Raw genomic sequence first — 12,456 nt, 5'->3', positions numbered from 1 at the left:
GGGGGGGGGGGGGGGGGGGGGGGGGGGGGTGGGGGGGGGGGGGGGGGGGGGGGGGGGGGGGGCGGGGGCGGGGGGGGGGGGGGGCCCCCCCCCCCCCCCCCCCCGGCCGCGCCCCGCAGGGGGTTGACCTGCGGCGCGCCGGGTTGACGTGGCCGTGTCCCGGCGCGGGCGGGGTGCGTTGGGTGGGTGTGAGTGGATTCGGGAGGCCGCCGGTACCGGAACAACGGCCGGGTGAGGAAACGATCCTGCACGGCGTCCCGGACAGGCCGCCGGAACAGCCGTGGACGCCCGCGACGGCAGTGACGCTGGTGACGCCGGTGGTACTCGTGCGACCGGTGGCGCCGATCACGGAACCCGGTCCGGAGACGCCCATCTACACGGAGCTGGTACGCCGCTGGCAGTCCGAGGGGCGCTCCGTCCCCGGGCTGCCCGATCCGGTCCGGGAGCCGCCGGCCGCACCCGCCGGGGCTCAGCCGCCGCCGTCCGGCCCGGTCAGGAGCCCGGGGCCGCGCTCGGAGTGGAACCCGGGGGCGGGGTAGGTCCCGGGGTGGAACTGCCGCCCCAGCGGCGGAACAGCCCGATCGAGCGCTCCCCGGGCACCAGCCGCGCCCGGATTCCCTGGACGGGGAAGTCATCGGGTGACAGGACCGCTTTGGCGGTGGGGGCTAGTCGATCCCAAGTGCCCTTCGGTCAAGGGCGTTCGGTGGTCCGCCCGCGCTCCCGCCAGGAGTGCTTCAGGTCCGTCCAGCGGGCCGACTGCTCGGGGGTCAGGGTGCCTCGCAGCTCCGCCAGCTTCAGGAGCTGGGCCTCGGCTTCGGCGCCGAGGGGTTGGGCCTCGGCGCGGTAGTGGTCGGTGAGGAGGGCGTCGAGTTCGGGACGGGTGAGGGCGGGGTCGAGGCGTTGGGCGAGTTTGGCCATGTTGCGGTAGGAGCCCTGGAGGAGGAAGGGGGGCTCGGTGCGGGTGCGGTCGTCCTGGGCGGCGGAGGCCAGGTAGGCGCGGTTGACGGCCAGGACGGTGGTGCGCAGGTGGAGCAGTCCGGCCAGGACGGCGGTCATCCGCTCGGCCTCGGCGGCGGGCCAGGCGCCGGCCAGGGTGCCGCCGGGCAGGCCGCCGGCGCGGGCGAGCAGGGTGTCGAGGTCGGCGCGCTCGGCGGTGGCGAGCGGGGCCAGGTGGGGGCTGGCGGGCAGGGCGTTCTCGACGAAGCTGAGGGCGAAGAGGTCCTCGCGCCCGGCGACGGCGTCGCCGAGGTTCCACACGTCGGCGCGGTTGGCGAGCATGTCGGGCAGCCGGAACAGGCGGCCGGACTCGGTGTACGGGTTGGCGGCCATGACGACGGCGAAGCGCTTGCCGCGCAGGTCCCACTCGCGGGCCTCGCCGTCCCAGACGCCGTCGATCCGGCGCTGGGCGTCGCACAGCGGGATGAAGCGCTGGAGGAACTCGGGCGAGGTGTGCTGGACGTCGTCCAGGTAGAGCAGCACGTTGTCGCCCGCGTGCAGGGCGAAGTTGAGCTTCTCGATCTCGCGTCGGGAGGTGGCGTCGGGGGCCTCGGCCGGGTCCAGCGAGGTGACCCGGTGGCCGAGCGCGGGGCCGCTGACGGAGACCAGCAGCAGGCCGAGCCGTTCGGCGAGGTACTCGACCAGGGTGGTCTTGCCGTAGCCGGGCGGGGAGACCAGCAGCAGCAGGCCGCTGCGGTCGACCGGGCCGCCGGACTCGGCCGTGCCGAGCTGCTTGGCGAGGTTGTCGCCGACCAGCGGCAGGTACACCTGGTCGATCAGCCGGTTGCGGACGAAGCCGTTGAGCGGGGCGGGCCGGTACTGGTCGAGCCGCAGCCGGGCGTGCTCGGCGGCCAGCAGTTCGCCGCGCAGCCGCTGGTAGGCCCGGTAGCCGGGCACCTCGACCCGATCGAACTCCAGTACGTTGGCGAGCAGTTCGTCCAGGCGGAGGTCGAGCGCGCCGCCCGCGAGCCGCGGGTGGTCGCCGAGCAGCCCGGTGACCCGGGCGCTCACGGACCCCTCGGCGGGCCGGCGCGGCAGGGACGGGCAGAGGAGTGCGGCGGCGGCCTCGGCGAGGTCGGCCGGGTCGGCGTCGGCGGCGCCGGACTCCAGCCAGGCGGTGGCCAGTTGGCGCCGTACGGGCAGCAGCCCGGGGTCGTCGGGCAGGGCGGCCAGCGCCTCGGTGAGGCCGGCCGACTCGGGCGCCGCGCGGAACTTGTCGAGCAGCGCGGCGGCGCCCGAGGAGTGGGCGAAGCTGGGTGCGGCGGCGGCCAGTTCGGCCACCAGGTAGGGGCCGGCGGGCTCCGCGCCCGGGACGAAATCGGCCACGGCGGCGGAGAGTTCGGCGGCCAGCGCGTCCAGGGCGGCCAGCGCGGGCTGCGCCGGGGCGCCGCCGAACGCGTCCCGGGCGAGGCCCAGCGAGCGGGCCCGGGTGTGCCAGAGCAGCCGCTGGCGCTCGTCGGCGCCGTACGCCCAGTACAGCTGTGCGGCGGCCCGGGCGCCCGCCGGGTGGCGCAGCAGCCCGGCCTCGGCGCCGAGCCGGAGCAGGGTGCGGAGCAGCAGCGCGGCGTCGTGGTCGTGCACGCCGCGCTGGTAGCCCTCGTCCGGGCGCTGCTCGGCGGCCCGCCGGACGTACTCCAGCAGGTCGCCGTCGGTGGACAGCGCCGCCGCCTCGGCGGCCGGCAGCAGGCTCGCGGCGAGGTACTCGGCGCGGTACAGCCGCGGGGTCTCCGAGGGCAGCGGCCGGTCCCAGTACCGCTCGGTGGCGGCGAAGGCCGGGTCGGTGACGGGGGAGCGGTAGTCGGTGCCGGTGAGGGTGAAGGCGGGGCGTCCGCGCCAGGGCACCAGGGCGAGTTCGGGCCGCTGGGTGGTGACGGCGAACAGGTGCCGGCCCAGCCGCAGGGTGCCGGGGCCGTCCCCGGCGAGTTCGGCGCGGTCGCGCAGCGCCCGCTGGGCGCGGCCGCGCGCCGCGCGCAGCCGTCCGGTCAGCTCCTCGGCCCGGACCCGGTCGCCGAGCGCGGTCAACTGCCGGGCCAGGTCGCGGAGTTTGACGGCGGTCGGGTCGGCGGCGAAGGCCGCCTCGATCTCCTCCGCGGTGTCCAGCGCGGCCAGCCGGCGGTGCAGGGTGTCGAGGACGCGCCCGGCGGAGGCGGCCAGCCGGTCGGCGCGCCGGGCCCGCTCCTCCAGCAGGTGCTGGCGGCGGGCGGTGAGCGCGTCGTGGATCTCGGTGCGCCGGGCGATGAGCTGCTCGCCGAGGGCCGGGTCGGCGTCGGCGAAGCGGGTCTCCAGCTGCTCGATCCGCAGCAGCAGCCGGCCGAGCTGCTCGTCGCAGGCCTCGGGGGTGTCGGCGGCGGCGAGCGCGGCGGTGGTGGCCTGGCCGAGCAGGGCGGTCTCGGCGGCGAACTCGGCGGCGGCCTCGCGGGTGCGCAGCTCCCGGCGGCGCACGGTCAGCGCGGACCGGGCCCGGTTGAGCAGCCCGAGCACGTCGGCGAGCCGGTCGAGGATGGCGGTGCGGGTGGTGGCGTCGGCCAGGTCGAGGGTGCCGACCAGCTCCGATACGGTCTGCAACGCCTCGCTCTGGGCGGCCAGTTCGAGAGCCGGCGGCTCGGCCTCGGCGGCGGTGGCGATGGCGGCGCAGCGCTCGGCCAGCTCGTCGGCGCGCCGCCGGTGCGGCTCGAAGGCGGTCGGCTCGGCGAGCTGGACGACGGCGCGGTCGGCGGCCTCGGCCAGGCCCTCGGCGAGGTGCGCGGCGAGCGCGTCGATCCGCTCCGCGTCGGCGCGCGGCAGGTCGCGCAGCGCCTCGACCCGGCCCTGGGCGCGGCGCAGCCCGGCCAGCCGGTCGACCCACTCGGCGGCGTCGGCGAGGGTCTCGCCGCGGGCGGTGCGCAGCAGGCCCTCGACGTGCTCGGCGGCCTCCTCGGTCTGCCGGGCGGCGTGCGCGGTGAGCTGGGCGACGGCCTCGTACTCGGCGACGACCTGCCGGGCGGTGTCGCGGATCTCGGCGAGCGGCGCGGCGAGGTCGCCCAGGCCGCTCTGGCCGAGCCAGTGGTGCCGGTCGGCGGTGCGGGTGCAGGCGGCGAGGACGGCCTGGTGGCCGGCCGGGGTGTCGGCGCCGGCCGCGGCCAGCCGGGCCAGAGCCAGGCAGTCGGCCAGGCCGCGGACCAGGTCGGCGTTGCCGATCCGGGCCAACGGGCCGCTGCCGGGCGGCTGTTGCGCGGCGAACCGCTCGCTGGTGAACGGGGTCTGCCAGAGCTGGACGGGGTGCAGCCGGGCCGGCCCGTCCTCGGCCGGGCGCAGAGCGATCAGGGTGCCGTCGGCGAGCAGCGCGTAGCCCTGGCAGGGGAGCGGGGCGGCGGCCTCCTGGCGGACGCTGTTGTACGGCTGGAGCAGGGCGCGGCCGTCGGCGGGGGAGCGGAACTCGTACAGCACGTCCTCGCCGTTGGGCGACAGGACGGTGCGCTCGTACACCAGGCCGTCGACCGGCTGGTCGAAGACGCGCACGGTGCCGTCCACCAGGTGGCAGCCGCCCGGGAAGGCCACGCCCTGGTCGGCGGGCAGCCGCAGGCAGGCCTGGCCGAGCGCGTCGATGCGGGTGACGGTGCCGGTGGGCAGGTGGACCACCAGGTGCCGCTCGGTCTCCTCCTGGTACGGGCGCACCCGCACCAGCAGCAGGGTGCCGAGCCGGGCGTGGGCGATCCGGGCGTCGGCGAGGGTCTGGAGGGCCTCGGCCAGCGGTTCGCGGTGCAGCTCCCGGCCGTCCGGGGCGGCGATGGTCAGCCGGCCGCCGTCGACGCCGACCAGCAGCTCTCCGGCGAGGTCGGCGCGGGGCGGGCGGCCGGGGCCGGCGGGCAGCTGGTCGTCCCGGGTGAGGGCGGTCCAGGGCAGCTGCTGCCCGTCGGCGGGGGTGTGGTCGCGTTCGCCGCGCCCGTCCAGGTAGGACGGCTGCGCGTCGTCGGCGAGGCCGCCGTCCAGGCGCCAGCGCAGCACCCGGACGTCGGCGGCGGCCGGGCCGGTGCGGAAGACGGCGAGCAGCCGGCCGTCCGCCGGACGCAGCCGCTCCAGGCGGGCGTCGCGGAAGTAGCGCCGCAGATCGGCGAGGTCCTGGCGCAGCCGGGGGTCGTCCAGCAGGGTGCCCTCGGCGGGCGCGGGGGAGAGGTCGGGGTGGTGCAGGCCGAAGACGTCGTCGAAGTCCCCGGCGCCGTCGGCGGGTTCGACCGGCCGGGTGCCGAGCAGCAGCAGTCCGCCGACGGCGGTGAGGTCCTGCGGCAGGCAGGACCGGGCGGTGGTGAGCCGCCCGGTGCCGGCCAGCCGCAGCTCCCCGCCGCCGAACTCGGCGACCCGGCGGGCGTTCAACGCCTGGGCCCGGTCGGCGAGTTCGGCGGCGGCTCGGGCGAGCCGGTCGCGCAGGACCTCGTAGGTTCCGGCGTCGAGCCGGGCGTCGAGGGCGTCCACGGTCACGGTCACGTTCCTCAGTCGGATCGGTGGATCGGTTGAGCAGTCGGAGCAGTCGGGGCAGTCGAAGCAGTCGAAGCAGTCGAGGCAGTCGGGGCAGTCGATCGGCGGATCGCCCGGTCGTACCGCTCGCTCCGGCGTCGGCGGGCCGCCCGGTCGCTCAGCCGGTCACTTGGAGCCGTTGGCCGAGGCGAGCGGGCCGGCCAGCGCCCCGAGCGGGGTCTCCGCGACGCCCAGCTGCCGCGCCGACTCCAGCAGTTGGCGCAGCTGCCCGGCCTGGTCGCCGGCGCCCGAGCCGATCAGCTTCATCAGCAGGGCGGACACCGTCAGGTTCTGCACGTCCGCCGTGGAGACCGAGGAGAGCACCCGGGTGAGGTCCTCGGTGAAGCTGGCCCGCCCGTCCAGCCAGGGCCCGGCCAGGGTCTGCGCGGTCTGCGAGTGGCCGACGAAGGCGTCCACGCTCTTGCCCGCCGACACCGACTGCACCAGCCGGTCGAAGAAGATCGAGTCCCCGCCGACGATGTCGATCTTCGCCTTCTCCAGCCCGGCCGCGACCAGCGCCGCCTGGGCCTCGGCGATCTGCCGCTGGGTGTCCAGCCCGGCCAGTCGGACGTCCTTCTCGGCGGCCAGCCGCAGGCGGTACTCCTCGTGCCCGCGCGAGGCCTCGTCCAGCTTGGCCATCGCCGCGGCCTTCTCGGTCAGGCCCTCGGCCTCGGCCTTCAGCCGGCCGCCGATCTCCAGCGCGGCGGCCTTGGCCTTCTCGGTCTGGACGACGGCCTCGGCGCGGCCCACCTTCTCCACCGCCGCGGCCTCCTGCTCGCGGACCTGGACCCGGGCCAGGCCCTCGGCGGCGGCCTCCGCCCGGACGCCCTCGGCCATCCGGATCTTGGCGGCCGCGTCCAGCTCGGCGGCCTGCTGCCGGGCCTCGGCCAGCACCAGCGCCTCGCGGGCCTTGTGCGCGGCGGCCTGTTCGGCGGCCTCGGCGGCCTTGATGTCCTTGACGAGCTTCTCCTGCGCCTCGGCCTCGGCCTGGATCACGACGGCCTTGCGGACCCGCTCGGCCTCCTCGGTGGCGCGCAGCGTCTTGACGGCCTCCTCCTGCTCGGCGACGGTGCGGTCCACCGCGACCCGCTCGCGGACCACGTCGGCGACCTCGCGCTTGGCGGACTCGACCTCCTTCTCCTTGGCGATCGTGGCGAGCTGGGTCTCCCGCTCGCGGCCGACGACCTCCAGCAGGCGGTCCTTCTCGATCCGCTCGTTCTCCACCGCGATCACCCGCTCGCGGTTCTTCTGCGCCACCGCGACCTCGCGGGCCTGGTTCTCCCGCTGCACCCCGAGCAGCTCCTCGGTGCGCAGGAAGGCGGTCTGGGCGTTGAGCCGCTCCTCCTCCTGCACCCGGGCGATCACCGCGTCCTCCTTGGCCCGCAGGGTCTCGATCTCGCGGCGCTGGCGGATCTCCGCGTCGGCCTGCCGGCGCTCCAGCTCCAGGACGGCCTCCCGGGCGTCCACGTTCTGCCGGGTGATCTCCTTCTGCTCGTGGCGCTGGTACTCGTTGGTGCGCACGTGCTCGATCGCCGTCAGCTCGGTGATCTTGCGGATGCCCTGGGCGTCCAGGATGTTGTCCGCGTCCAGCTGGTTCATCGGGGTCTGTTCCAGGTGGTCGATGGCCGCGTCCTCAAGGGTGTAGCCGTTGAGGTCGGTGCCGATGACCGCGATGATCTGGTCCCGGAACTCGTGCCGGTGGGTGTACAGGTCGGTGAAGTCCAGCTGCTTGCCGACGGTCTTGAGCGCCTCGGCGAACTTGACGGCGAAGAACTCCTGGATCGCCTGCGGGTCGCTGGCCCGGACGGTACCGATCGACTGGGCGACCTTGACCACGTCCTCGACGGTCTTGTTGACCCGGACGAAGAACGAGATCCGGATGTCCGCGCGGATGTTGTCCCGGCAGATCAGGCCGTCCCGGCCGGCCCGGTGGATCTCCACCGTCTTCGCGGTGATGTCCATCAACTCGGCCTTGTGGAGCACCGGGAGGACGATCGCGCCGGTGAAGGTCACGTCCACCTTCTTCGTCCGGGAGACGATCAGCGCCTTGCCCTGCTCGACCTTCTGGAACAGGCGGCCCACGAACAGCAGCATGGCGAGCAGGATGAGCAGCACGACGGCGACGAGCACGCCGAAACCCACGGCGATGGTGTCCATCACGGAGTCCTTTGACGAGATGGCGAGTTGGTGCGAGGAGAAGTGGGAGGAGAGGAAGCGAAAGTGAATTGACCGTGCGTCAGGAAACGGGCGGCGGGTCGAAGGGTGCCACCAGGAAGTGCTCGCCCTCGGCGTCGTAGTCGAAGATCAGGGCGGTCCGCCCGGCCGTCAGGGCCGGTTCGGGTGTCGCCGTACGGACCTGGACGGTCGCGGTGGAGCCGTCCTCCGCGGTGACCTCGGCCTGCCCGAAGTCGGCCGTCACCCGGCCGGTCCGGATCACGCAGACCCGGCCGACGAAGTCCGCCCGGGTGGCCGGCCGGTCCTGCGGGAACAGCCGCGACAGCGGCCGGACGAGTGCCCGGGTGCCCGCCCAGGAGGCGACCAGCGCGACGACGAACACGCCGCCGCGCGCCGGTGCCCCCGAGGTGAGGACGGTGCCGGAGAGGCTGACGAACCAGGCGAGCGCGACCAGCAGCGACACCGCCACCGTCACGGGCACCCCGCCCAGCCCCAGCGCGTCCAGCACGCCCGCGTGGTGGCCGGCCCCCTGTCGGTCGGACCCGTCGCCGGCACCGTGCCCCCCGTGCGCACCGTGCCCCCCGTGCGCACCGTGCCCCCCGGCACCGTGCCCCCCGTGTCCGAGGTGCCCGGTGTGCCCCGCGTGCCCGACGTCCCCATGGTGCCCGCCGCCGTGCCCCCCGTGCACGGCGCCGGGAACCAGGCCGCCCAGCAGCATCAGCAACCAGTACCCGACCACCACCACCAGCGCGAAGCTGAACAGCGCCGTCGGAAAGGCCAGCGCGGCCGCGAAGAATCCCCCCACCCCGGCCACGCTCCCCCGTCTTCCCGTCGGCGCCGCGCTTCGGCGCCGGGGAGATCATGGCAGTGCCGCCGCCCGCCGCACATTGCCAGGATCCGGCAATCTTTACGCCCCCTTGACACCCTGGTACGCACGGCCCGCGTGACACTGCAACAGCTGGGCAACAGAACGGCCGCCGGACGGCACCGACGCCGCCCCGCGGGTTTGCGGCGACAGGTCCTCAACGGCGGACCACAGTCACGGCGGCCGACCACAGCAACGGCGGGCCGCAGCCATGACGGCCGACCGCAGCCGCCGAGCCGGGACTACAGCGGTTGTTCCGGCCAGTTCAGCAGCCGCGCCCCCATGGCCGCCGTCTCCAGGGTGAAGCGCTGGAGCGCGTCCGCCGGGTCGTACCCGGTGAGCGCCTTGATCCGCTCCAGCCGGTAGCCCAGCGTGCGCACGCTCAGGCCCAGTCGGCGCGCCGCCTCCGCGTTCACGTACGCGGCCTCCGCCTGCACCGCGATGGTGTCCAGCAGCGGACGGGCGCCGCCGCGCGCCTCGGTCAGCGGGCCGAGCACGCTGCGCACCAGGTCGGCCATGGCCGCCCGGTCGCGCATCAGCACCGGGAAGACCAGCAGCTCCTCGGCCCGCAGCTGCCGGGCCGGCAGGTCCAGCCGGTACGCGTAGTCCAGCGCGTCCAGCGCCTCCTCGTAACTGCGCAGCACCCCGCTGGGGCCCGAGTGCCGGCGGCCGGTGGCCACCCGCCGCACCGGGCGGTAACCGGGCCCCGGGCGCAGCGTCAGCTCGGCGAAGGCCTCCAGCACGGCCCGCTCGGAGTCCGGGGCGATGCAGACCAGCCGGCCGTCCTTGCCGGCCAGCAGCACGTCCCGCTCGCCGAACCGCCCGGCCAGCTCCCGCTCCACCCGGTGCACCAGCGGATGCACGTCCGCGAACGGCTCCTCGCCCACCGCGACCGCCACCGTGTACGAGCCCGCCAGCCGAAGCCCGAACCGCTCCGCGCGCTCGGCGAGCAGCCCGAGGTCGCTGCGGCCGAACAGCAGGTCGTCGATGAACTCCCGCCGGGCCGCCTCCTCCTGGCGGACGGCCAGGCGCTGCGCCCGCTCGTGGCCCTCGCCGAGCGCGGCCAGTGCGGCGTCGGTGGCGGAGAGCACCGCGTCGCCCATCCGGCGCAGCTCGCCGACGCTGCTCGCGGCGGACGTCCCGGGCAGGGTCTGCCAGGCGCGCCGGGCCGCGGCCAGACAGTGCGACACCACCTCGCGCAGCCCGTACCCGGCCTCCGCGCAGTGCTCACCGAGCTTGCGCAGGCGCTCCAGCTCCTCGCGGCGCGGAAGCCGCCCGGTGCGGGAGACGTCGGCGAGCAGGACGAGGTAGACCTCGGCCAGCTCGGCGGGTATGTCGTAGTCGATCTCCTCGGTCACCGTGTTCTGCCAACCCCCGTACGACCTGGTCATTCGGCGCTGAATTTATCAGGGGGGCCGGGGCACCGACCGGCCGCGTCACCGGCTGTGCCACCGGTCCGCGTCACCGGTCGCGGAAGTGCAGGACGAAGCGCGCGCTGCTGCCGTCGATCCGGCGCCGCACGTACAGGACCGGAGTGCCGTCCGGGGTGCAGCTGACGCCCTCGCGCACCAGCAGCGCGGTGCCCGGCGGGACGCCCAGCAGGTCGGCGTCCGCGAGGTCCGCGCCGACGGCGCCGAAGGCCCGCCAGTCGTACTCCAGCTCCACCCCGGCGGCCCGCGCCAGGTCCGGCACCAGGTTCCCGGGGCGGCCCGGGCGGACCAGCTCGGCGGGCAGCGGGCCGAACGCCACCCAGTAGCTGCACGCCGCCCGGGCCCGCCCGCCCAGCCGGATCACCGACTCCACCCGGGACAGCTCCGCCGGGGTGCGGCCCAGCTGGCGGGCCGCCTCCGCGTCCTGCGGCGAGCCGGTGACGGGCGGAGCGGCCACCACGAACTCTCCGTCCGTGCCCTCCTCGTTCGGCAGCGCGGTGGGCACGCTGCCGAGGTCGAAGCGCTGGCTGCGCGGGTCCACGGCGATCGAGACCCGGACGGCGGGCGGGCGGACGAAGGTGCCCACGCCCCGGCGGATCTCCACCACGGCGGCCCGCTCCAGCTCCGCCACCGCCTGCCGTACGGTCAGCCGGTTCACGCCGAACTCGGCGCTCAGCTCGGACTCGCTGGGCAGCCGGGTGCCGGCCGGGTAGGTGCCGGCGTCGACGCGCTCCTGGAGCCGGCGGGCCAGGCGGCGGTACACCGGGGTGTTCGGGGAGCTCGGGGGGTTCGTCGCCACGGGCCCGATCCTACGGAGCCCGCCCGTGCCGCCCGGGCCTTCCGTGCCACCGACGGCTGTGTGGCCGCCCGTGCCGCCCGTGACCGCCCCGGGTCGCCGTGGCCCGCCGACGGGGGTGGGATGGAGGGATGCACCGATCGAGGCTTGCCCGGCGACCCCGGAACGGGTTACACATCTAGACGTCTAGATGTCTCCGCTCCGCATGTTCGCCTCCCCGGGTGCGGCTCCACCGAAAGGCCTCCCGCATGTCCCTGGTCAACTTCCGCGACGCCGCCGCCCTCGGCGACCCCGAGGGCCGGCGGGTCCGTCCCGGTGTGCTGTACCGCTCCGCCCAGCCGTTCCCGGCCGCCGACGAGGCCACCGTCGCCCAGCTGCGCGGCTGCGACATCCGCACCATCGTGGACCTGCGGGACCCGCGCGAGACCGACCCCGCCGACTGGGCCGCCGCCGCGGCCGCCGGGATATCCGTCGTCGCCGCCCCGGTGAACCCCGCCACCGACGCCCTCACCGCGCGGATGAGCACCATGGCCACGGCCGCCGACCTGGGCGACTTCTACGTCCTGCTGGCCGAGTCCGCGCCCGAGGCGGTGGCCGCCGCCGTCGACGCCACCGTCCGCCCCGGCGCCGTCCTGCTGCACTGCGCCGCCGGCAAGGACCGCACCGGCCTGCTGACCGCCCTCCTGCTGGACCTCCTCGGCGTGCCCGCCGAGCGCATCGTCGCCGACTACACCCGCACCGCCGACGCCCTCCCGCAGATCTTCGCCGGCCTCGCCGAACGCCACCGCACCGCCCTCAACGACCGCACCACCTCCCGGGTCACCGACTCCCGGGGCCGGAACCTCACCATCCCCGCGCCCCTCCTGGAGGCCCCGGCCGAGGCCATGTCCGTCTTCCTCGACCGCGTCCGCACCCACCACGGCGGCGCGGCCTCCTTCCTGCCCGGCTGCGGCGTCCCGGCCGCCACCCTCGGCGCCTTCCACGCCAAGGCCGCCGCGGCCTGAGCCGGAAATCCCGTTGCGCCGCACCGACCGCGCCGGCAGCGTGACCGGACGGACGTGACCGGACGGGAAGGGGCGCCGCGAGATGACCGCACTGCGCGAGATCCGCGCCGACCACGACGACCGGACGATCGTGCTCTACCAGGCGTACCCGCCGGCCGTCGCCGACGCGGCGCTGGCGGCGGGCCGGTTCACGGCGCCCTTCGACTTCCACCGGATGACGTGGATCAAGCCCTCGTTCCGCTGGCTGATGCACCGCAGCAACTGGGCGCAGAAGCCGGGACAGACCAGGGTGCTGGCGGTACGGATCACCCGCGAGGGCTGGGAGGAGGCGCTCGCCCGCGCCGTCCTGACCACCGCGCACCCGGACGAGGTGGCCCGCGCCGAGGTCCACGTGCAGTGGGACCCGGAACGGTCGCTGCGCGGGGCCGCGCTGAACCACTACAGCATCCAGGTGGGCATCGGCCGCTCGCTGATCCGCGGCTACGCCGAGGAGTGGGTGGTCGGACTCACCGACCTCACCCCGCGGGTGCGGCGGATCGCCGCGCTGGTCCGCGGCGGGCAGGCGGCGAAGGCCCAGCGGCTGCTGCCGCCCGAGCGCCCGTACCGGCTGCCCGCCGCGACGGCGCGGCGCCTCGGCCTGGGATAGCGCGGCGCCTCACACGCCCCGGCGTCTCACGCGCCCCGGGTCCTCGCACGCCC

At 75.8% G+C, this 12,456-nt stretch carries 7 protein-coding genes; 2 read left to right on the top strand and 5 right to left on the bottom strand.

Going from position 1 to position 12,456, the window contains the following annotated elements; all coding sequences use genetic code 11:
* Window positions 1-690: 690 nt before the first annotated feature.
* From ACFWP2_RS25460 to ACFWP2_RS25440, 5 genes are all read right to left on the bottom strand, one after another.
* The gene (locus ACFWP2_RS25460) at window positions 691-5,451 is read right to left on the bottom strand and encodes a DNA repair ATPase (RefSeq protein WP_380455274.1); all 4,761 of its coding nucleotides are present in this window, start codon (window positions 5,449-5,451) and stop codon (window positions 691-693) included.
* 162 nt (window positions 5,452-5,613) lie between these two features.
* Entirely contained in the window at window positions 5,614-7,644 is a 2,031-nt protein-coding gene (locus tag ACFWP2_RS25455; protein WP_380455272.1) for a flotillin family protein, read from the bottom strand.
* Between the two features lie 79 nt (window positions 7,645-7,723).
* A complete protein-coding gene (locus tag ACFWP2_RS25450; protein WP_380455270.1) occupies window positions 7,724-8,467 on the bottom strand; it encodes a hypothetical protein in 744 nt (247 codons plus the stop codon).
* Window positions 8,468-8,769: 302 nt separating this feature from the next.
* A complete protein-coding gene (locus ACFWP2_RS25445) occupies window positions 8,770-9,918 on the bottom strand; it encodes a PucR family transcriptional regulator (protein WP_380455268.1) in 1,149 nt (382 codons plus the stop codon).
* Window positions 9,919-9,988: 70 nt separating this feature from the next.
* Window positions 9,989-10,756 (bottom strand): GntR family transcriptional regulator, encoded by a 768-nt coding sequence (locus tag ACFWP2_RS25440; protein WP_380455266.1) that lies wholly within the window; start codon window positions 10,754-10,756, stop codon window positions 9,989-9,991.
* Window positions 10,757-11,001: 245 nt separating this feature from the next.
* Between ACFWP2_RS25440 and ACFWP2_RS25435 the strand changes: the two genes are divergently transcribed.
* The gene (locus ACFWP2_RS25435) at window positions 11,002-11,757 is read left to right on the top strand and encodes a tyrosine-protein phosphatase (protein WP_380455264.1); all 756 of its coding nucleotides are present in this window, start codon (window positions 11,002-11,004) and stop codon (window positions 11,755-11,757) included.
* 82 nt (window positions 11,758-11,839) lie between these two features.
* Window positions 11,840-12,403: a DUF4291 domain-containing protein gene (locus ACFWP2_RS25430; RefSeq protein WP_380455262.1), complete on the top strand. Its 564-nt coding sequence runs from the start codon at window positions 11,840-11,842 to the stop codon at window positions 12,401-12,403.
* Window positions 12,404-12,456: the final 53 nt, after the last annotated feature.

Origin of the sequence: Kitasatospora sp. NPDC058444, from assembly GCF_042721415.1 — a bacterium.
Classification (GTDB): Bacteria; Actinomycetota; Actinomycetes; order Streptomycetales; family Streptomycetaceae; genus Kitasatospora.
The sequence above is the reverse complement of the archived record's forward strand: the minus strand, read 5'-3'. Positions and strand labels throughout refer to the sequence as shown.

Bases quoted from the DNA above. Each gene is read 5' to 3' on its own strand.
- ACFWP2_RS25455 (WP_380455272.1), bottom strand. From the start codon at position 7,644: ATGGACACCATCGCCGTGGGTTTCGGCGTGCTCGTCGCCGTCGTGCTG.
- ACFWP2_RS25445 (WP_380455268.1), bottom strand. From the start codon at position 9,918: ATGACCAGGTCGTACGGGGGTTGGCAGAACACGGTGACCGAGGAGATC.
- ACFWP2_RS25435 (WP_380455264.1), top strand. From the start codon at position 11,002: ATGTCCCTGGTCAACTTCCGCGACGCCGCCGCCCTCGGCGACCCCGAG.
- ACFWP2_RS25430 (WP_380455262.1), top strand. From the start codon at position 11,840: ATGACCGCACTGCGCGAGATCCGCGCCGACCACGACGACCGGACGATC.